This window comes from Chryseobacterium capnotolerans (genome assembly GCF_021278965.1).
In the GTDB taxonomy this organism is placed as follows: Bacteria; Bacteroidota; Bacteroidia; order Flavobacteriales; family Weeksellaceae; genus Chryseobacterium; species Chryseobacterium capnotolerans.
In genome coordinates, this window is sequence record NZ_CP065589.1 from 186,065 (window position 1) to 209,243 (window position 23,179).

The window sequence follows — 23,179 nt, forward strand, 5'->3', positions numbered from 1 at the left end:
ATACTAGTATGAGTAAATTAGATTCAAGAATTCCAGCGGGTCCTCTTAAAGACAAGTGGAAAAATCATAAAGATCATATGAACCTTGTTGCACCAAACAACAGAGATAAGATTGATATTATTGTTGTAGGTACAGGTTTGGCAGGAGGTTCTGCAGCAGCTACTTTAGCTGAGCAAGGATACAATGTGAAAGCATTCTGCTACCAGGATTCTCCAAGAAGAGCGCACTCTATTGCAGCTCAGGGAGGGATCAATGCTGCTAAGAATTACCAAGGAGATGGTGACTCTACCTACAGATTATTTTATGATACCATCAAAGGTGGTGACTATAGAGCAAGAGAAGCTAACGTTTACAGATTAGCAGAAGTTTCAGCTAATATTATTGACCAGTGTGTTTCCCAAGGGGTACCTTTTGGTAGAGATTACGGTGGCCAATTAGATAACCGTTCATTTGGTGGGGTTCAGGTAAAAAGAACATTCTACGCAAAAGGACAAACAGGGCAACAGTTATTATTAGGAGCATATTCTTCAATGAGCCGTCAGATCGGTAAAGGAAGAATCAAGATGTATAACCGTCATGAAATGCTTGACCTTGTGATTGTTGACGGAAAAGCAAGAGGGATTATCGCAAGAAACCTGGTTACAGGTGAAATCGAAAGACACTCTGCTCACGCAGTAGTAATTGCTTCAGGAGGATACGGAAACGTATATTTCCTTTCTACCAACGCAATGGGATCTAACGTTTCTGCAGCTTGGAAGATTCACAAAAAAGGAGCGTACTTCGCAAACCCTTGCTACGTACAGATTCACCCGACTTGTATTCCCGTTCACGGAACTCAGCAGTCTAAACTGACGTTGATGTCTGAATCACTAAGAAACTCAGGAAGAATCTGGGTTCCTAAAAAGATCGAAGATTCAGTAGCGATCAGAGAAGGTAAATTAAGACCTGAAAATATTAAAGAAGAAGATAGAGATTACTATTTAGAAAGAAGATATCCTGCATTCGGTAACCTTGTACCGAGAGACGTTGCTTCAAGAGCAGCTAAAGAAAGATGTGATGCTGGATTCGGAATCGAAAATAACGATACTCAGGAAGGTGTTTACCTGGATTTCTCTACAGAGATCATGAAAAAAGGTAAAGAAGCCGCTATCGAAAAACATATTCACAATCCTACAGATCAGCAGATCTATGATCTTGGGAAGAGTTGGGTTGAAGAGAAATACGGTAACTTATTCGTAATGTACGAAAAAATTACAGCTGATGATCCTTACAAAACTCCAATGAAAATCTATCCTGCAGTTCACTACACAATGGGTGGTGTATGGGTTGATTATAACCTTCAGTCTACCATTCCGGGGTGTTTCGTAATCGGTGAAGCTAACTTCTCAGATCACGGAGCGAACAGATTGGGAGCATCTGCCTTGATGCAGGGACTTGCTGATGGATATTTTGTACTTCCTTATACGATCGCAGATTATCTTTCTGCAGATATCAGAACAGGAACTATTCCTACCAATTCAGCAGCGTTTGATGAAGCTGAAAAAGGAATTAAAGATAAAGTTGATTTCTTCATTAATAATAAAGGAACTCATTCAGTAGACCACTTCCACAAGAAACTTGGACACATTATGTGGAATAAAGTAGGAATGGGAAGAACTCCTGAAGGATTAAAAGAAGCAATCAAAGAAATCGAAGAAGTAAGAAACGATTTCTGGAAAAATGTAAAAGTTCCTGGAGAGGGAGATGGAATGAACACTGAGCTTGAAAAAGCATTCAGAGTGGCAGACTTCCTTGAATTAGGACAATTAATGGCTATCGATGCACTTAACAGAGAAGAGTCTTGTGGTGGACACTTCCGTTGGGACCACGCAACTCCGGATGGAGAAGCGGAAAGAGACGACGTAAACTTCAAATACGTTGGAGCTTGGGAATATCAGGGACCGGATATCAACGCGGAAGTGTTGCATAAAGAAGAACTGATCTATGACAACATCGAGGTTAAAACTAGAAGTTATAAATAATCTCCAACCTATAAATATAACATTATGAGTGCAAAAAAGGCTTACATCTTACGCTGAAAATTTGGAGACAAAAAAATAGTAAAACTAAAGGTCAGTTTGAGACCTATAAAATATCAGATGTATCTACAGATTCTTCATTTTTGGAGATGTTAGATATTCTGAACGAAAATTTAATTAACGAAGGTAAAGAACCTATCGCTTTCGATCACGACTGTCGTGAAGGAATCTGCGGGATGTGTTCCCTTTACATCAATGGTAGAGCTCATGGTCCTGATACAGGTATTACTACTTGCCAGCTTCACATGAGAATGTTCAAAGATGGAGAGACTATCGTTATTGAACCTTGGAGAAGTGCTGCTTTCCCTGTTATCAAAGATTTGATGGTGGATAGAAGCGCCTTCGACAGAGTAATGGCAGCAGGTGGTTTTATCTCTGTAAATACTTCAGGAAATACGTTGGATGCTAACGCTATTCCTGTTCCTAAAGAAGATGCAGATAAAGCAATGGATGCTGCAGCTTGTATCGGATGTGGAGCTTGTGTGGCTACCTGTAAAAACGGATCGGCAATGCTGTTCGTGGGGGCTAAAGTTTCTCAGTACGCATTACTTCCTCAAGGTAGAGTAGAAGCTAAGAGAAGAGTTCTGAACATGGTGAAGGCTATGGACGAAGAAGGATTCGGAAACTGTTCAAACACTGGAGCTTGCGAAGTTGAGTGTCCTAAAGGTATTTCTCTTGAGAATATCGCAAGAATGAACAGAGAATACATGTCTGCTCTTGTAGATCAAGGATAGAATTGATTCAAATACTTAAAAATCGCTCTCGTTTCGGGGGCGATTTTTTTTTATATACTATTTTAGCTGTTAAAGTTTGTTAACTTATTGCCGGATCTTAGGTTTACTTTGCTGAATAAGTATATATTTGAAGGGCAGTTGAATGACATAAACGCCATGTCCTTTCAGTTGTTTTTTACTGATAAAAAATTGATAGATAAAGTAATTGAAATATCCCTTTTTATCAGTGATGATAAAATTTTTAAAAAAAATTATCCGTGTGAATTAACATGCCTTAAAAAGCGTATTTTTGTGTAATATTAAAAATTGAAATGAAAAAATATCTTTTATTGTTTATCATCGCGATTTTCGTGATGTCTTGTTCAAAAAAAGTAGAAGTAAAAGGAAAAATTACAGGAAGCTCACCATTAGAAAGAATCGAATTTGTAGAAGCTTCCGGAGTAGGAACATTGCCTTTAATTAATATCGGTCTGGATAAAGATGGCAACTTTTCAGGAAGCTTTGAAGCACCTAAAGATGGAATGTATGTTATCAATTATGCCAACAAACAAAACCTGATCTACCTTGAAGGAGGACAAAAAGTAAATATCTCTGGAAATGCAATGACATTCCCGAATGAATATGTGATTACCGGAGATGCTAAAAAGAATAACGACTTCCTTGCCGCTACCCAGAAGTTCTTAGGAGAATATGGCAGCAAAATTGACCTGAGACAGATGATGGCAGGGGATGAAGCAGCGTTCGTGAAAGGGATGCAGAAAGTAGAAGCGGATATCAATAAGAATGTTGATGATCTTGCAGCTAAAAATAACCCTAGTAAAGCCCTTTTAGCTTGGAAGAAAAATGATGTTAAGGTAACGGTTCTTAATCTTCTTGCCAATTATGAAATGTCTCATGGAGCAATGGCTGGAAATCCTTCTTATAAAGCTTCTAAAGCTTTAACAGATTATGAAGCTAAACTGGATAATGATAAAGAGGCTATGGTGAAATCTATTCCACTTTACAGACAGTATCTTCTTGTAAAAATGACTCCTGATTTTCAAAAATATGCAGAAGCAAACAGTAAAAATAAAACTGGAATTACTACTTCAGAAATGTTTGCTAAATATTTAAGTACTAAAAAAGATCTTTCTCAAACAGCGAAGGACTATCTTTTAGCATTTGTAATGGCTCAGGCAGACATTCACCCTACCTCTCCAACAGCTAATATTGATAAGATTAAAAAACTTATTGATACTGATATCAAAGACGCTACTATTAAAAGTGACCTGTTGAAAATGCAGATGGCTATTACAGGTATTAAGATTGGTGAAGTTGCTCCGGAAGCAGCTTTGGTAAAGCAGGATGGAAAAGCGTATAAGCTTTCTGAAAATAAAGGAAAGCCATATATGTTATTCTTCTATGCTTCATGGAATCCTTATATCAGCGAAGCTACAGTACCGGTGTTAAAAGAAGTTGTTAATTTCTACAAATCTAAAATGAACTTTGTTTTTGTAAATGTGGATGATACAAAAGATCAGTTTATCAAAACCAGCAATTCATTATTAAAAGGAATTCAGGGAGTAAATGTATACGGAGAAAAAGGAATGGAGTCTGATATTGCTAAAAAATATGGAGTATACGGATTTAAACTACCTTGCTTTGTAATCATTGATAAAGATGGAAAGATTGCCAGCAGATCATATGTAAACCTTGGTGAGCAGGAGTTAGTCACTATTTTGGATAAACTAACAGGACTTTCAGCTCCAAAAGTAGATCCAAATGCACAAATGCAGCAGCAATTGCAGATTGATCCTACTGCACCGCAGGCAGGAAACCCTCAGCCAGCACCTACAAAATAATAAACTTTAATATAGATCAGAACCTTATCCTCGGATAAGGTTTTTTTTATTGTATTTTTGCAAGATGAAACTTTCAAAGTTTCGATTAGGAAAAATAGAAAATTTTAGAATGAGCAGAAAGAATAAGAAAAATTTAGTTCTTGAAAATATAAAGCTGTTGACTGCCGGAGCAAAAGGAGTAGCTATTGGAAAAACGGAAGATGGAAAGACTGTATTGGTTTCTGGGGCAATTCCCGGAGATCGTGTTAACGTAAGAGTGAAAAAAGCCAAGTCTAAATATTATGAGGGAGAAGCAGTGGAAGTACTGGAGAAATCTCCTTTCAGAGCAGAACCAAAATGTGTTCATTTTGGAACTTGCGGCGGTTGCAAATGGCAGAATATGAGCTATGAAAAGCAGCTTGATTTTAAACAGGAAGAAGTATATAACAATATCAAAAGAATTGGAGGTATTGAAGAGTTTGAAACCATGCCAATTTTAGGATCAAAAGAGCAGTATTTTTATAGAAATAAAATGGAATTCTCTTTCTCCAATGCAAGATGGCTTACTCAATATGAAATCAGCTCTGAAGAGAACTTTGGAAGCAAAGATGCTTTAGGGTTTCATATTCCTGGGATGTGGAGCAAGATTTTAGACCTTAAAGAATGTTTCCTGCAGGAAGATCCTTCCAATGCCATCAGATTAGCTGTGAAAAAATATGCTGTAGATAATGGTCTGGATTTCTTTGATGTAAGAAACCATGAAGGCTTCCTGAGAACACTGATGATGAGACAAAACTCTAAAGGAGAATGGATGGTATTGTTCCAGTTGTTTAGAGAAGAAAAAGAAAACAGAGAAAAGCTTTTTGCTTTCATATTAGAGAAGTTTCCACAGATCAAAACATTGGTGTACGCCATTAATCCAAAAGCCAATGACTCTATTTATGATCTGGATATCAATGTCTATTTTGGGGAAGGATATTTAATGGAAGAAATGGATGGGCTGAAGTTTAAAATTGGACCAAAATCATTCTTCCAGACCAATTATAAGCAAGCTCTAGAGTTGTACAGAAAAACACTTGAATTTGCAGATTTGAAAGGAGATGAAGTGGTGTACGATTTATATACAGGAACCGGAACCATTGCTCAGTATGTGGCAAGAAATGCAAAACAGGTAATCGGAATAGAATCTGTTCAGGAAGCCATTGATGCAGCCATTGAGCATGCGGAATTGAATGGCCTTACCAACACTACATTCTATTGTGGAGATATGAAAAATGTCTTTAACGATGAATTTATGGAAAACCATCCAAAAGCAGATGTTTTGATTACCGATCCTCCAAGAGACGGAATGCACCAAAAAGTAGTGGAGCAAATATTAAAATTGGCTCCGGAAAAAGTAGTGTATGTAAGTTGTAACTCAGCAACACAGGCTAGAGATCTTGCACTGATGAAAGAAGATTATACCGTAGTGAAAATTTTACCGGTAGATATGTTCCCACAAACTCATCATGTGGAAAATATAGCATTGCTGATTAAAAAATAATTTAATTAAATTTGAGTTTAAATCTTACTATGAAGTATTTTAAATTTCTCATCATGCTCTGCTTGGTTGGAATGTTCTATTCCTGCGGGAGTGATGATGATATCTGTGAAAGCGGTGAAGGAACTCCAAGGATGAAGATCGCCTTCAGATCAGTAGACTCTAATAAAGAGAAGACTGTAGACTCATTATCTGTTGCGGTAGACTATGGCTCAGGAAAAGTAGATTTAGGATGGCAGACTAAAATAGACTCAAGGCTTATTCCTTTAAGGGTAGATGATTCTCCCTATACGGATATTTATTTCAAAACATCTACTAAAAGTAAAGTATCCCAAGTAAGAGTTAAATATACAACACAAGCTACATATGTATCTCCCGGGTGTGGGGCTAAAAAGACATATGATAATGTAAGTGGAGAATTAATAACTTCTGATCCTATTCAAAAGGTAGAAAACGGACAAAATCAAATATTGAATGAAGACAAGACTAATCTTTACCTTGTTTTGTAGCCTTTTCGGGGTTTTAATAGGGGCACAGGAAGGCAAAAAGGAAGAAGAAAAGAAGACACACTGGAAATATGAGCCAAATTTTATGGTTGGGTTTGATATGTTGAATGGCGGCGTTGGATTTTTTTCAGACAGAAAGTTATATCAGGGATTTATTTCCTCGAAAATAAATGGAAATGTTCATGCGGTTGCGGAAGCAGGTTTTGAAAAAAATGTATATCAGAAAAATGGCTATGACGCTAAAGTAAATGGTCCCTTTATTAAACTTGGGGCATTCTATATGCTGGCTAAGGATAAAGAAAATGAATTTAATGGATTTTATGCAGGAGGAAAGGTAGCCGGATCATTTTATAATCAAGAATATATGGCTATTCCTGTAAGAGGATATGGAGGAAGTGCTTCTTCGGTGGCGTTTCCTGCTTCATCACAATCTTCTTTCTGGCTGGAGGGTACTTTGGGAGGAAGAGTGCAGTTATTTGAGTCCAATTTTTATATTGACGTAAACCTACAGCCTCGTTATTTGGTATATACTTCTAAACAGGATAATATTTCTCCAATGATCGTTCCGGGATTTGGAAAAAGCTCTTCAAAATTTAATATGGGATTTGCATGGAATATCGCTTATAAATTTTAGCGGACTTGCATTAAAACGCTTTGATCATATCAATCAGCCTTGGGAATTTTCCCAAGGCTGATTTGTTTTATAAGAATATAAGCCGCCTTTATTTTTAAATGGAATCTAAGGTTACTCAAAAAATGGATCAATAGAAAGGTAATAGTAGTAGAATTTATTTTAATATTATAAGTGTATCGTAAATAAAATAAGTTTTTCTCATGAAAAATATTTTTAATAGATCATATAATAGATTATATCCGTAAAAAAAATAAGATTGATAATAATAATATAAACTAATCTAAAACGTTAAAAGTAAATGGGTGTATTAGTATAAAAAGTAATAATATTTTATAAAGATATTAATGTGTTAAATATTGATATTTGTGCTTGATGTTAGAGAATATGAATTGTTTTATTTTATTTTTTATTTTCAATAATATAGGGTAATATTGTTTAATTTTTTCAAAAAAACATTTTAATGAATATATTATAATGAAAAAATGATTAGATTTGTGTAAATATTAAAATATTAGCTTATGGGATAAAATTACTTTTTTTACTACAGAATTTCTGTAAAGAATGAGGTTTTGTGATTTCTGATCAACCTCATAAAATAGGGAATACTATAATTCTTAATTATCGTTATCATTATTAAATTTAAAAAAATATGAGTGGACTTTTACTCTGTAAAATGAGCCGACCTTTTAAGGTGCTCATTGCATTGCTCTGTATGGTCATGGGATTGTCCATACAGGCACAAACCATTACAATTGGTACCGGAACGTCAACCCAAAAGTATCCTTTAGGGGCTTCTTGGGGGTTTGAACGGTCTGCATCTATTTACACAGCAGCTGAAATTGGAACAACCGGAAGTATCTTATCTCTTGGATGGAATTCTACTTCTGCTTCTAATATCGGGATGCCTGTAAAAATTTATATAAAACCGGTAGGAACTACAACCACCCTTACAGCACAAAACTGGAATACTTTAACTACTGGAGCTACTTTATTATATAGCGGAAATGTAGGACTTATCCCAACAGGATGGTATACTATACCTTTACAACTTCCTTATACTTATAATGGGGTAGATAACTTAATGGTGCTTGTGGAAACCAATTATGGTGGTACTGGATCATTTTCTACAGGAGCGAAACTTACGCATTCTAATGTTCCGTCAGGACATATGTATATTGAGAAAGACACAACACCTCCTACCACCCAAACAGGAACGGTTACGGCGAACAGACCCAATATTCAGATGACTTTTGGCACACCTCCAGCATGTTTATCTATGCCTCCGGGTGGAACTTTAAGTACAGGAACGATCTCTGCAACAAATGCTGATATAAACTGGACTGCGTATATACCAGCTCCGGCACAAGGTTATGATATTTATTATAACACGACAAACGTGCCACCAGTAGCTGGATCTACACCTAATTTAACAGTTCCGGCAGGAACAACTACGGCTAATATAAACCCATTAGCTCCGTTGACAACTTACTATGTGTGGGTAAGAGCAAAATGTAGTGCAACTGAACAAAGTGAGTGGTCTACATCTCTAGTCTTTGCTACTCCGGCAACCTGTCCGGCAATGCCTACTACGGGAACAATAACAACGGGAACCATAACTGCTACAACAGCAGTGATAAGCTGGACTTCATTTGGTTATACACCAGCAGAAGGATATGATATTTATTACAATACCACTGGGGCAGCACCTAATGGGAATACCCCGCCAATAAAAAATGTTCCATCAGGATTAACGACGACACTAGATCCTTTACTTCCTGATACAACATATTATGTATGGGTAAGAGCAAGATGTAGCTCGACAGATCAAAGTACATGGAACATTATACCAAAATCGTTTGTAACACCACCTACGTGTGTACCGGTTCCTATTGCATCAGGAGCTACAACAGCTGGTTCAATTGTATCAATGACATCTAACAGTGCTGTTGTTAGCTGGCCGGCATCACCTTCTGCACCAGCAGGCGGGTATGAGGTTTATTATAGTACTACCAATACCCCTCCAGCAGCTGGAGCACCAGCAGGAATTATCGTGCCAGGAACAACTGCAAATTTACCTCAGCTTGTTGCAGGAACTACTTATTATTGGTGGGTAAGAGCACTTTGCTCTCCTACAGACAAAAGTAAATGGGTTCCGGGACCTCCATTTGAACTTGGGCAAATAGGATTTGGTACTGGTGTTAAAAGTACCGAACTTCCTGTGAATTCAAACTGGGGATATAATTATTCTCAACAAATTTATAAAGCTTCAGAAGTATTAGCCGCTGTTGGAGCAGCTAAATTCATTACTGAACTTAAATTCTATGTAGAGAACCCTGCTTCTGATCAAACTAAATACAATGAGTGGGTAGTTTACATGGGGAATACAACACAAAACAATTTTACATCAACTTCAAACTGGGTGCCATTCTCTTCATTGAAACAGGTTTGGTCAGGAACATTACCAACGATGACGTCAGGAGCTTGGGTTACTATACCGTTAACAAGTCCCTTGCTTTGGGATGGAACAAGTAATATTGTAATTGGTGTAGACGAAAATGCACCAAATTATTCGTCCACTCCATATGCTACTTGGAGAGCTTTTGCAGGAGGAACTCCTGAAAGAGGATTGCAATATAGAAATGACAGTACAAATCCTGACCCTGCCTCTCCTCCTTCTGGGACAAGACAGGCAAACATTCCACAGATTGTTCTTAAAGCGATAGAACTTGTACCTTGTACAACAGCGCCTCCTACTAATATTAAAGTAAATAATATTACAGCAAGTACAGCTGTTGTTTCATGGACGCCTGCAATTGGGGCTACTTATAAATTACAGTATAGACCATCTGGGGGTGGACCTTGGAAAGTAATTGATATTACAGCTCCATTGACGAGCAGCTGGTCATTATATAATTTGTCTGATGCCACTCAGTATGACGTTCAGATTGCAACAATCTGTAGTGGAACTCAGGGAGCATTCTCTACAAGTACTCAGTTTACAACACTGGCCCTTACTTATTGTGCTAATGTACCTCCTACAGCTACTCCATCTGGATATATCGGTAAAGTAGTTGTTACTCCTACAAATGGCCCATTAATGGTAAGCAATTCAGGATATGACGGATACAAAGATTATTCCAGTGATCCTACAAGATTAGTTACCTTTGTTAGAGGAACAACAGGTAATAAAATTAGTATTACAAAATTCTGGCCTGGATCAACATCCAGTTATGGAGTTGGAGTGTGGATTGACCTTAACAGAAACGGTGTTTTTGAAGCAACAGAAAGATTCGTTAATGCCACAAGCAGTACTACTAACCCGGTAGGAACTGTAGCAGCAGGTTTTGAAATAAAACTTCCGCCAAACATTGCTACCTATGATGGAACTCTTCTTACTCGTATGCGCGTAGTAATGATGGATGGTACTGTTTCTTCTCCTTGTGGACCATTTGGAACATACGATGAAGGAGAAGTAGAAGACTATGCTGTAAGATTGATTGATCAACCAGTATGTACAACGGCCCCGCCAACAAACATTACGGTTTCAAACATTACAGATAAAAGTGCTACATTCTCTTGGTTAGCAGCTACAGGTGCTACTTATCAATTGCAGTATAGAGAAGTTGGAACTTCTGCATGGACTTCAGTTCCTTCTACTTCTATTCCTGCACCAGGGAACGTATACACTATTCCTGCAACATCACCTTTGAAAGAACAAACCAAATATGAAGTACAGGTATCAACAAAATGTACTACTAGCTTCGGATCTTGGTCAGCTTCATTACAGTTTACTACATTACCATTACAGTATTGTACTGTAACGGGTAGTGGAGATAATGATCATATTTCAAATGTTACAGTTACTTCTTCTAACCCGGGAGTACCGCCTATGAGTAATACTACTGTTCAGAATGCTTACACAAGCTATTCTACACCGGCAACTCTTATTACTTTAGATGCAGGTTCTAGTGATAATAAAATTCTTGTGGCAAAAGGCTGGACCGGATCAACAGGTAATGACGCAGTAGCTGTTTGGATTGACTTTGACAGAAACGGACAGTTTGATACGAGTGAAAGAATTCTTGGTACGCCTGCGAGTACTACTACTCCGGTTACCAATCTGTTTAGTGTTCCTGCTACACCTCCTGCTTATGTAGGACCATATACAACGACAATGAGAGTTGTATTGAAGCGTTCAACGGGTACAACTATTCCTACAGCATGTGCAAATGCTATTGACGGAGAAGTTGAAGATTATGCTGTAAGAATCAGACCATGTAGCAATGTAACGCCAAATCCTCCGACTTTTCCTATAGCTACAATAACTCATACAACAGCTGTTGTTAATTTGACTGGTGCTGCTAATACAGCAACTTATCTGGTGAAATACAGAGTGGCAGGAACTCTTACATGGACGCAGGTATATGCTTCTGCAGTATTAGGAAACGTTCCGCTTACCCTTATTGGATTAAGCCCGGCAACAACCTACGAAGTTGAAGTGTCTGCAGTTTGTGGAGGTATAACAGGTACTCCTACAGCAATTAAAACATTTACAACAAGATGTGATCCTACGCCTCCAACAATAGCAATAAGTAATATTACTGCTACAAGTGCATTAATTACCTGGAATCCGGTAGTAGCGAGTGCAACTTATAAAATGAGATGGAGAAAAGTGGGCGCACCAGCTTGGGAGCCTGAAATTGATCTTACTACTCCTAATACATACCCGTTGAATAATCTGGAGTCATTTGTGACTTATGAGGTTCAGATTGCCAATAAATGTGCTGGTGAGACTAGCTGGAACAGTTACTCAAATTCTAAAGTATTTACAACAGTAAGAATATGTGAAATTGCTCCTCCAGGATTGACAATTACTCAATTATTGCCAACATCTGCAGAGGTTACGTGGGATCCATACCCAGGAGCAACTTATCTTCTTAGATATAGAAAAGTAGGTATTCCAAGCTGGACAGAAATTCCTACAGCTGTTAATACAGTTATCCTGAACGGTCTTGTTGAAATGACGAAGTATGAAATGCAGGTAGTAAATATCTGTAGTGGGAAACCAGGAAACTATACGCCGCCTTACTACTTTACAACCCCAACTGTAATTTACTGTAAGATGACATCAGAAAACTCAGGAGCAGAATATATTTCCAAGGTAACTGTGATTCCAAATGGAAAACCAAAAATGGAAAATGAGTCAAAAGGATCAAGCTATACAGATTATACAGGAGTTCCTAAAACATTTATCGAGTTAGTTCAAGGATCTACAGATAATGAGATCATCATCGAGAAAAAATGGTTAGGAAAAACGTATAAAGAAGGAGTTGCAGTTTGGATCGACTTTGATAGAAACGGTGAGTTTGATGTTTATGAGAAGGTATTTACTTCAAATCCAAACACAGACACTCCTGTATCAGGTAAGTTTACAGTACCAGCAGATGCTTTTGTAAGTACAACAGATTACAAATATGTTGTAATGAGAGTAGCAATGGAAAGAGATAGTGTTCCTGTAAGCTGTGTGAATGTTAAGAATGGAGAAGTGGAGGACTATACGGTAAGAATTTCTAAACAAGGAGTTCCTAATCCAATAGACCAGACAGATATCCTGATCTATCCGAACCCTGTAAGTTCAATACTGTATGTAAAAAATATCAGCAAAAGAGCCAAATATAAAATTTACAATGCAGCAGGGCAGGTAATTGTAGAAGGTATTTTATTAAATAACGAAATTAATGTAACGAAATTGATTAATGGAGTTTATGTAATAGATATCGATGACAACGGTAATACTGCTCAAAAGAAATTTATTAAAGAATAAATAATCTAAATTTCAAATAGAATAAGCCTTCAGAAATGAAGGCTTATTTTTTTGTTCCAATTTTTAATGATCATCATAATAATTCAACATGTGTTGAAATTTTAACTAAAATCCAGGTTAATTGTTGAAATTTTCAATTAATATAATGATTTGTTAGTGATTTGATAGTCATTATACGCTTGTATATTGTTTATTGTTAATTAAATAAGTAGGTTTGTGAGATTAATATAAAGTTTTGAGAAATATTATGAAGAAAATTTTTACTTTTTTCTTTTTCCTTAACATGTTGATAATGTTTCATGCCCAATGGACTACTGCAACATTTAAAGGAAAAGTAATTCAAGAAGGCTCAAAAGCCAAAAGCTTTTATTCTTTAGACATCTCACTGTTAAGGTCTCAATTAGTGAGAGCACAGGAAACGGGTCAGTATGCCCAACCTGTCACGATATCTTTGCCCACTTTAAACGGGAAAATTGAAAAATTTGCGGTATATAGTTTTCCTGTTGTAGTAAAGGAATTGGCAGATCATTATCAGCTGGGATCTTATGTGGGAGTAGGAATAGACGATCCTGCAAAATATTTAAGGTTCAGCTTAGCGCCCAATGATTTTCAATCCATGATTATTAATGGCGAAGGATCTGAATTTATAGAACCTGCTGACAAAGATAAAACAATCTATGAAGTTCATCCGAAAACTGAAGGAGGGAAACATGGTTTCATATGTTCAACCAGAGAACAAGAAATAGACCAACAGGAAATAGATAAACTATATAAAGCAGGAAACTCCTTTGCCAATCAATCTAATAATTTTGCAAAATCTTCCGACAGGAAATACAGAACTCTGAGACTGGCAATGTCTGTTACAGGTGAGTATACTCAGTTTCATGGCGGAACAGTAGCCGGTGCCTTAACTGCCATTAATGCAACACTTACCAGGGTAAATGGTGTTTTTGAAAAAGACTTTGCCCTTCATCTGAACCTGCAGAATTATCCAAATGTAATTTATACTAATCCAAATACTGATCCATATACAGCGGTACCCGCAGGAGGGAATGCTCCAAACTCATGGAGTACAGAATTACAGCAAACCTTAACTGCTAATGTTGGAAATGCAAATTATGACATTGGGCATTTATTTGGAGCTACTGGTGGAGGTGGAATGGCTGGCTGTATTGGATGCATTTGTCTGGATCCCGGGTCTCCAAATCCTTCAACAGGGAATGGTAAAGGTTCAGGATATACCTCTCCATCAAATGGAGGACCGCAGGGAGATACATTTGACATTGACTTTGTTGCTCACGAAATAGGGCATCAATTAGGAGGAAATCATACTTTCATGTATCAGTATCAGACACCTAATGTACAATTTGAACCAGGATCAGGAACAACCATTATGGGATATGCTGGTGTAGCAAATGGAAACGCCGCAGGAGCGGGTATTTCTCCTTCTCCTGGAGGTACATTTGATATACAGCCAAATAGTGATGCTTATTTTCTGAGAAACAGTATTAATCAGGTTCAAACTATTTTAGCTGCTAGAACATGTGATACTGAAACTTCGGTTACTAATACTCCGCCGGTAATAGGAACTCTGCCAGCATATAATATTCCAAAAGGAACAGCTTTTGTTTTAACGGCTTCTGTTACGGATGCTGAAAATGACCCAATGACTTATACCTGGGAGCAGGCAGATGCAATGATTAGCAGTGGACCTTCTATTGATAATATTAATTTAGGGAATACAACTTCAGGAGCATCATTTAGATCACTAATCCCTTCTACAAATCCCACTCGTTATTTCCCTAAATTATCTTCGGTATTGAACGGGATTTTGCATGATACAAGTGGTTGGGAAGCTGTATCTACAGTACCAAGAACAACTACTTTTTCGGTGACGGTGAGAGATAATCACCCTGTTGCCAATCAACAACAGACACAGAGTGCAACACAGACCATTATCGTTGGTAATAATGGGCCCTTCAAAGTAAATCCAACCACCGTTTATAATAATGGCCCTACAAATGTAACTTGGGATGTTGTAGGTACCAATACTGTGCCTTATAATGCCGCCAGTGTGAAAATAGATTTTACTACCGATAATGGAGTAACCTGGAATGTAATTAGTGCTTCAACACCTAATGACGGAAGTGAATCATTAGATTTTAGTCCTTTCCCTTTAATGGTAGGTGGAATTGCTAAAATTAGAGTGAGTGCAATAAATAATGTTTTTTATGCCATTGGAAATGGTACTATAGATACGCTGCCGATCTGTACCTCTAATCCTCCGGGTGGTGTAATAACAAATATGGTAACCCAAACAACTGCAATAATTACCTGGAATGCCTCATTTAATGCTAGCTACATTGTGCAGTATAGAGTCGCAGGAACTACTGCGTGGACGACTTATACACCAAACCCAGCTACAAATACGGTCACACTTACAGGATTAGCAGCAGGAACACACTATGAAGTTCAGGTTGCTAATATATGTTCTGGCATAACAGGGAATTTTTCAGTTCCTATGGTTTTTATGACGCCTTACTGTGCCGCAACATCAAGCAATACAAACAATGGGTATATTTCCAATGTAACAGTAGCTGCCACGAATTCTTATACTATGAGTAATACCTCTGGAGCGAATAGTTATACAGATTATTCTACAGATGCTGCAAAGCTGATTACGGTAGTGAGAGGAACTAACAATAATACGATTTCAGTTTCCAAATCCTGGCCTGCTGCTATGAGTAATAAAGCTGTAAGTGTCTGGATCGATTTTAATAAAAATGGAACTTTTGAAACGGCTGAAAGAATTTTAAATGTATCTAATAATACAGTAACTCCTGTAACAGCCACGTTTGATGTGCCTACAGGAGCTTATGCAGGACCACTTACCACTCGTATGCGGGTTCTTCTGAGGGATACGAATAATCCCAATCCCTGTACATCTTTTGCAAATGGGGAAGTAGAAGACTATGCAGTGAAAATTATTGATATACAAACATGTACCAATGCTCCACCATCTAATATCACTATTACTAATCTTACTCCTAATTCAGCAAATATCTCATGGGCTGCAAGTACGGGAGCAGTATACGTTTTAAGACATAGAAAAATTGGAAGTCCAGCATGGACTACCATAAATCCTGTACCAAATCCTGGAAATAATTATACTATTTCGGGCTTAACGGAGCAGACTCAATATGAAGTTCAAATAGCTACTGAATGTAACGGAAATACGCAAGGGCTGTTTTCACCTTCCCAACAATTTACCACTCCTGTATTATCATATTGTCCAATGACTGGTACCGGGTCTAATGATCATATTTCAAATGTAACGGTTACTCCAGTAAATCCAGGATTGCCTGTGATGAATAATAGCTCTGTACAAACCAATTATATAAGTTATACAACCCCGGCTACTCTGATAACTCTGGAAATAGGTTCTGCAGATAATAAAATTTCTGTTGCTAAAGATTGGACAGGATCTACAGGAAGTGTAGCTGTTATAGCTTGGATTGATTTTAACAGAGATGGTGTATTCGATAATTCAGAAAGGATTCTTAATTCAGCAGCAAGTACAACTACTGTTGTTGATGCTAAATTTGCAGTTCCTGGAGGAGCTTATTCAGGTCCATTAACAACTACAATGAGAGTCGTTCTGAAGCGAAGCAATGCACCAGTAATGTGTCAGAATGCAGTAGATGGAGAAGTGGAGGATTATGCAGTACAGTTGAAACCATGCAGTACGGAAACCCCAAAAGGATTTACAGTCAATACTATAACCCATAATTCTGCAATGGTTAGCTGGACGGCAGCAACGAACAATCTTACCTATCTTTTACAATATAGAGTAGAAGGAACGCCTACGTGGACTGATGTATACGTTACGGGTGTTCAACATACACTGAATAACCTGCTGCCATCTACTACTTATGAAGTACAGCTTGCAGCAAATTGTGGAAAGACACCAGGAGTATTTACATCGGTTAAAACATTCATTACAAGGTGTGATCCTGCTCCTCCAAGTGTTGTTGTAGGTAATATTACAACTAATTCTGCAGTGGTTACCTGGAATCCGGCAGTAGTAAATGTAAAGTATAAATTGAGATGGAGAAAAGTAGGGGGTACAGGTTGGCCGAACCCTGAGATTAATCTTCCTACTGCATCCATAAACAACTATACATTAGCGGGGCTAGATCCTTATACAACCTATGAAGTACAGATTGCCAGTCAATGTGCTAATGAGACTATATGGAACTCTTATTCAAACTCTGTGGTATTTACAACGGAAAGAACCTGCGAAATTCCACCACCGGGATTAACAATCGCTCAGCTATTCCCTACATCGGCAGAAATTAAATGGGATTCTTTCCCTGGAGCAACTTATATTCTCAAATATAGAAGAGTAGGAGTTATAAGTTGGACAACTATCCCGGTGGCTACTAATACTTATACATTAACAGGCCTATTGGAACTTACAAAATATGAAATGCAAGTGGCCAATGTCTGTAGTGGAACAACCGGTTCATTTACACTACCTTATTATTTTACCACTCCTACTGTAACATATTGTAAAATGGTATCAGGAAGTGCTGCAAGTGAATATATTGCTAAAGTAACCGTAAGACCCAATGGTAAAGCGGTTATGGAAAATGCTTCAGGAGCTTCAACATATACGAATTATTCAGGAGTTCCAAAAGCCTTTATCGAATTGATTCAAGGATCTACAGATAATGAAATAATCATTGAAAAAAAATGGACAGGAACCAATCATAATGAAGGAATTGCGGTATGGATAGACTTCAACAGAAATGGTGAATTTGATATTGATGAAAGAATATTCACTTCTGCACCTAATACTACAAGCCCTGTTACAGGCAAGTTCAATGTGCCGGCAGATGCTTTTGTAAGTACAACAGATTACAAATATGTAGTAATGCGGGTAGCGATGCAGAGAGACGGTATTCCAGTCAACTGTATGAATTTTAATAATGGTGAAGTAGAAGATTATTCTATAAGGATATCTAGAAAATATAATCCTAACCTTCTTAATCAGACTGATATTCTCATTTATCCTAATCCTGTGAGCTCAATATTATATGTGAAAAATATAAGCAAAAAAGCAAAGTATAAGATTTATAATACGGCAGGGCAGATTGTTGCAGAAAGTATTATATTGAATAATCAGCTAAATGTAAGCAGGCTTATCAATGGCGTTTATGTGATAGATATTGATGATAACGGAAATATGGCACAGAAAAAGTTTATTAAGGAATAACCTATATTGAAAAAAGCCCTCTTAAAATGAGGGCTTTTTATTTAAAAGGTAGTGAAAATTCTAACCATTTATTATTCAATAGCAAAGATGACTTTTTCTGTCTGTTCTTTTAGCTCTTCCAGATTGGTGTTATTGTAAATGATACAGTCCGCCACTTTGATCTTATCCCTTTCAGGCATTTGCTTTTCCATAACAGCCTCTACTTCACGGTAGGTTTTGTTATCTCTGTCCATTACCCTTTTGATTCTGATATTATCCTCTGCAGTTACCAGAAGAGACTTATAGCATTGTCTGTTAAGTCTTAATTCAAATAATAATGCAGTTTCTTTAAAAACCAGATATTTGGTCTGTTTCTTTACCCATTGTTCAAAATCAATACGTACAGCAGGATGAATGATTTCATTCAGCTGCTGAAGAAGATCTTTATTATTGAAAACTTTACCTGCTACAAACTTTCTATCGTATTGGCCGTTTTCATCATAAGCTTCTTCACCCAGAAGTTCTTTGATCTTAATTTTTAGTTCTTCACTGTCATTTACAATATCTTTTGCCCGGTCATCAGAATAATAAACCGGAAAGCCAAATTCTTCAATGTATTTGGCAACTGTAGTTTTTCCTGAGCCAATTCCTCCCGTTAGACCAATGATCTTGGGTGCGGGCGGCTCTGCCTGTTGGCCCTCTGAATGTAATTCTTCCATAATTAAAAATTAATAACCAAAAACATCATTAAAACTGAACGTTTCGTCAATCCTTACTCCTTTTTCAGTCATTTTAAGACTAGCTAGCTCATGATGAGCATCATGTTCAAAGAATAATAAATATTCATTATCTACACACTGTTTCAGGAATTTTCCTTTTTCTTCCAGTGTTAAAAGAGGTCTTGTATCATATCCCATTACATATACCTGATTGATGTGGCCTGCGGTAGGAATAAGGTCTGCAGCAAAAACAACTGTTTTTTCCTGATACTGGATTACCGGGAGCATTTGCTTTTCCGTATGTCCGTCTACAAAAATGACATCCATTTTAAGATCAGGAGCAAAACCATAATTTCCGGTGGTAGGAAGCGGTAAAAAGTTCAGCTGCCCGCTTTCTTGCATAGGCATGATGTTTTCTTTCAAAAAGCTTGCTTTTTCCCTTGCATTTGGTTCTGTTGCCCATTGCCAGTGGTTTTCATTCGTCCAGAAATGAGCGTTTTTAAAAGCAGGCCTGTATCCTGTTCTGTCATCATTCCATTCTATAGCGCCACCACAGTGGTCAAAGTGAAGGTGAGTAAGGAATACATCTGTAATATCTTCCTTTACAAAACCATATTTTTTTAAATTTTTATCTAAAGTATCATCTCCCCAAAGCGAATAATGCCCGAAGAATTTATCATCCTGCTTGTTTCCCAGGCCGCAATCTACCAGGATCAGTTTTTTTCCATCTTCTATAAGCAGGGAACGGGTTCCCAACTCGATTAGGTTTTTTTCGTCTGCAGGATTTGTTTTTTCCCACAGACTCTTTGGGACGACGCCAAACATAGCACCGCCATCCAGTTTAAATTTTCCACATTGTATTGGATATAACTTCATATATATTTTGATTTATTTCTTTATTAATTTCATTTTCTCAGCAATTTTCTGAGCCTGGGCATCCGATTGTTCCAGTTGTGAAATGATATTGTTAAAATCATTTTCCTTCCGGTTCTGAGAAAGTTTTTGTTTGATGAATATTTCCGTTGGAATTACTTTAATCCCAAAAGCTCCTTTCATTTCCTTTTCTACAAATTCCCTTCCCATATCTTTTACCATCATGGGACATTGCTGAAAATTTTCATATTTCGTAGTTAACTTGTCCAGATGAGCATATAATTCATCCTGATTCATCAGCTCAACTTTTCCATAGATCTGTACCGCTTCATAATTCCATGTGGAAACATTAATGTGATCATACCAGCTGCTGGAAATGTAAGTATGGGCGCCTAAAAAATCACACAATACTTCATCACCGTTTTTCAGGGTTTTGGCCTGTGGATTAGCTCTGGAAATATGAGTTTCAATATAAGAATTTTCCGGATCATTTTCATTCAGCATCATCATGGAATGTGTAGCACGAATTTTATCAACAGAAGAAATGAGCAATGCAAAAGAATTCTCTTTGATAATTTCTCTCATCACATCCAGATCTTCGCTTCTATACAATTTAGGAACAAACATAAACTAACAACTATTCTTTTAAATCTTAAACTCAAAACTTTGAACCAAAAACCTTCAACTAAAAAAGTTCTCCCGGATTTCTTGGTCTTGAAATATTTAAATGCTGATACGCCTTATCAGTAACCTCTCTACCTCTCGGCGTCCTGATAATAAACCCTTCCTGAATCAAAAAAGGTTCATACACTTCCTCCAGCGTTTCCGGATTTTCTCCGATGGATGTTGCCAAAGCAGAAATTCCAACCGGTTTTCCCTTGAAGTTTTCAATCATAACACGCATGATCTTATTATCCATTTCATCTAATCCAAACTCATCTACATTTAAAGAATCCAGAGCATATTTGGTAATCTTGATCTCAATCTCACCATTTCCTTTAATTTCAGCAAAGTCACGCACTCTTCTCAATAAAGCGTTGGCAATTCTTGGAGTTCCACGGCTTCTTCTGGCAATCTCAATAGCAGCATCTTCATAAATGGCTACTCCTAGAACTCGTGCGCTCCTCTGAATAATTGTTGATAAAAGTTCAATAGAGTAGTACTCCAGCCTGCTTTGAATACCAAATCTGGCAAGCATTGGTTTCGTCAGCATGCCGCTTCTGGTGGTTGCCCCCACTAGGGTGAAAGGATTCAGTCCGATTTGTACACTTCTGGCATTAGGACCTGTTTCCAGCATAATATCAATCTTATAGTCTTCCATTGCCGAATACAGATATTCTTCCACAACCGGAGAAAGGCGGTGAATCTCATCAATGAAAAGAACGTCATTTTCTTCCAGATTGGTTAATAAACCAGCTAAACTTCCCGGTTTATCCAATACAGGACCTGAAGTAATCTTACAGTTTACTCCAAGTTCATTGGCTATAATGTTGGCTAACGTTGTTTTCCCCAAACCTGGTGGGCCATGTAAAAGGACATGATCCAGTGCACCGCCTCGTCTTTTGGCAGCCGTCACAAAAACCTCAAGATTTTCCAGCGTCTTTCTCTGTCCCGCAAAATCTTTAAAGCTTTGGGGACGAATTTGTTCTTCCTGCATCAACTCCTCTCGAGAGTAGTTATCCTTATCTGGATGTAAAAAATCTGGCATTAATTCATTTCATTTACCTCAAAGATAACAAATTTAGGCTAAGATTGAAATGAAGATTGAGAAAAGGTGAATTTGAAATTGAGATTAGGATGAAGGCTGAGGTTTAGAGTGAGAATAAGAGCAAAATTGAGATATTTTAAGTATTTTTGAGAGGAAAATTAAAATTTGAATGATTTCATTTTGAACGCATCCTTTGTTGTATTGGAATTGCAGACAGAGATCATTCACTTTCTAACCTTTAACCTAAATAAATGAAATTAATAGGCCCATTTAAGCAGGTTGTGACACTTGCCAATCTTCCATTAAGAGGAAAACTTGCCGATGAACAATTAGAAATTATTGTTGATGGAGGAATACTAGTTGAAAATGGTACCATTCAGAGAATTGGTGATTTTGAAACTTTAAAAAATGAAAATCCGGCAATAGAAATAGACCCCATTGAAGGAGAACAGGTGATACTGCCGGCTTTTGTAGATTCGCATACACACATTTGTTTCGGAGGAAACCGTGCCAATGACTTTGCGATGCGTAATGCAGGTAAAACTTATCTGGAAATTGCGGAAAGTGGCGGCGGGATCTGGAGTTCTGTACAACATACAAGAAATGCTTCGGAAGAAGAATTACTGAAAACTCTGTTGGAAAGAATCAAATTTCTTGTAGATCTTGGGATTACAACGATTGAAGTAAAGAGTGGCTATGGGCTGGATGTTGATAACGAGTTGAAAATGCTTAGAATCATTAAAAAAGCACAGGAATCAACAAAAGCAACATTAGTTCCTACCTGTCTTTCCGCACATTTAAAACCAAGAGATTTTGAAGGCAGCAATCCGGAATATCTGAACTATATCCTTACTGAAATTCTTCCTAAAGTAAAAGAAGAGAATCTTGCAAAACGGGTAGATATCTTTATTGAAAAATCAGCATTCCAGCCTGAAGAAAGTAAAGAATTTCTCCTTAAAACTAAAGATTTAGGTTTCGGGATAACGGTTCATGCAGACCAATTTACACCAGGAAGTTCAAGAATTGCGGTAGAAGTAGGGGCAAAATCAGCGGACCATTTGGAAGCAACTATTGATGAAGATATAGACTTCCTAGCTCAATCTGACACTGTTGCAACAGCGCTTCCGGGAGCAAGTTTAGGATTAGGTGAAAAATTTACACCAGCAAGAAAATTATTAGATGCAGGAGCTATCGTAGCCATAGCAAGTGACTGGAATCCGGGATCCGCTCCTATGGGGAACTTAATCACTCAAGCTTCTATTTTAGCAACATTTCAAAAACTGACAACCGCTGAAGTATTGGCAGGAATGACTTATCGTGCTGCTTATGCTCTTAATCTTGAAGACAGAGGAAAACTTGAAGCAGGTAAAAAAGCAGATTTTGTGACTTTTAAAACCAATAATTTCCAGAATGTTCTTTATAATCAAGGAAGTCTTAAAGCTGAACATGTTTACATTGATGGAAAACAGGTAGGTTAAAATATAAA

At 37.4% G+C, this 23,179-nt stretch carries 13 protein-coding genes; 9 read left to right on the plus strand and 4 right to left on the minus strand.

What is annotated here, in order from left to right; genetic code table 11:
* Nucleotides 1-8: 8 nt before the first annotated feature.
* The 8 genes from H5J24_RS00820 to H5J24_RS00855 all read left to right on the plus strand — a co-directional run bounded on the left by H5J24_RS00820 (nucleotide 9) and on the right by H5J24_RS00855 (nucleotide 18,414).
* Complete coding sequence (locus H5J24_RS00820; RefSeq protein WP_068944804.1) at nucleotides 9-2,021, plus strand: fumarate reductase/succinate dehydrogenase flavoprotein subunit; 2,013 nt, start codon at nucleotides 9-11, stop codon at nucleotides 2,019-2,021.
* Between the two features lie 53 nt (nucleotides 2,022-2,074).
* Nucleotides 2,075-2,812 carry a succinate dehydrogenase/fumarate reductase iron-sulfur subunit gene (locus H5J24_RS00825; protein ID WP_232816358.1) on the plus strand — a complete coding sequence of 246 codons (738 nt, stop codon included), beginning with the start codon at nucleotides 2,075-2,077 and terminating at the stop codon, nucleotides 2,810-2,812.
* A gap of 311 nt (nucleotides 2,813-3,123) precedes the next feature.
* Nucleotides 3,124-4,653 (plus strand): TlpA family protein disulfide reductase, encoded by a 1,530-nt coding sequence (locus tag H5J24_RS00830; RefSeq protein ID WP_068944802.1) that lies wholly within the window; start codon nucleotides 3,124-3,126, stop codon nucleotides 4,651-4,653.
* A gap of 109 nt (nucleotides 4,654-4,762) precedes the next feature.
* Nucleotides 4,763-6,175 (plus strand): 23S rRNA (uracil(1939)-C(5))-methyltransferase RlmD, encoded by a 1,413-nt coding sequence (gene rlmD, locus H5J24_RS00835; protein WP_068945217.1) that lies wholly within the window; start codon nucleotides 4,763-4,765, stop codon nucleotides 6,173-6,175.
* Between the two features lie 53 nt (nucleotides 6,176-6,228).
* The gene (locus H5J24_RS00840) at nucleotides 6,229-6,681 is read left to right on the plus strand and encodes a DUF6452 family protein (protein ID WP_232815968.1); all 453 of its coding nucleotides are present in this window, start codon (nucleotides 6,229-6,231) and stop codon (nucleotides 6,679-6,681) included.
* Nucleotides 6,647-7,312, plus strand: coding sequence for a DUF6048 family protein (locus tag H5J24_RS00845; protein WP_068944800.1), 666 nt, complete (start codon nucleotides 6,647-6,649; stop codon nucleotides 7,310-7,312). Before H5J24_RS00840 ends, H5J24_RS00845 begins: the two co-directional genes overlap by 35 nt.
* A gap of 649 nt (nucleotides 7,313-7,961) precedes the next feature.
* Complete coding sequence (locus H5J24_RS00850) at nucleotides 7,962-13,136, plus strand: fibronectin type III domain-containing protein (RefSeq protein WP_082811292.1); 5,175 nt, start codon at nucleotides 7,962-7,964, stop codon at nucleotides 13,134-13,136.
* Nucleotides 13,137-13,383: 247 nt separating this feature from the next.
* Nucleotides 13,384-18,414, plus strand: coding sequence for a GEVED domain-containing protein (locus H5J24_RS00855; RefSeq protein WP_068944798.1), 5,031 nt, complete (start codon nucleotides 13,384-13,386; stop codon nucleotides 18,412-18,414).
* Nucleotides 18,415-18,485: 71 nt separating this feature from the next.
* Here H5J24_RS00855 and coaE read toward each other — a convergent pair whose 3' ends face one another.
* From coaE to ruvB, 4 genes are read right to left on the minus strand one after another with little or no spacing between them, the layout of a single operon-like run.
* Nucleotides 18,486-19,112: a dephospho-CoA kinase gene (gene coaE, locus H5J24_RS00860; protein ID WP_068944797.1), complete on the minus strand. Its 627-nt coding sequence runs from the start codon at nucleotides 19,110-19,112 to the stop codon at nucleotides 18,486-18,488.
* 9 nt (nucleotides 19,113-19,121) lie between these two features.
* Complete coding sequence (locus H5J24_RS00865) at nucleotides 19,122-19,988, minus strand: MBL fold metallo-hydrolase (RefSeq protein ID WP_068944796.1); 867 nt, start codon at nucleotides 19,986-19,988, stop codon at nucleotides 19,122-19,124.
* A gap of 12 nt (nucleotides 19,989-20,000) precedes the next feature.
* Nucleotides 20,001-20,612 (minus strand): FMN-binding negative transcriptional regulator, encoded by a 612-nt coding sequence (locus H5J24_RS00870; RefSeq protein ID WP_068944795.1) that lies wholly within the window; start codon nucleotides 20,610-20,612, stop codon nucleotides 20,001-20,003.
* A 58-nt stretch (nucleotides 20,613-20,670) separates the two neighbouring features.
* Nucleotides 20,671-21,693 (minus strand): Holliday junction branch migration DNA helicase RuvB, encoded by a 1,023-nt coding sequence (gene ruvB / locus H5J24_RS00875; RefSeq protein WP_068944794.1) that lies wholly within the window; start codon nucleotides 21,691-21,693, stop codon nucleotides 20,671-20,673.
* Between the two features lie 251 nt (nucleotides 21,694-21,944).
* Here ruvB and hutI point away from each other — a divergent pair, with 251 nt between their 5' ends.
* Nucleotides 21,945-23,171: an imidazolonepropionase gene (gene hutI / locus H5J24_RS00880; protein ID WP_068944793.1), complete on the plus strand. Its 1,227-nt coding sequence runs from the start codon at nucleotides 21,945-21,947 to the stop codon at nucleotides 23,169-23,171.
* The last annotated feature ends 8 nt before the right edge of the window (nucleotides 23,172-23,179 follow it).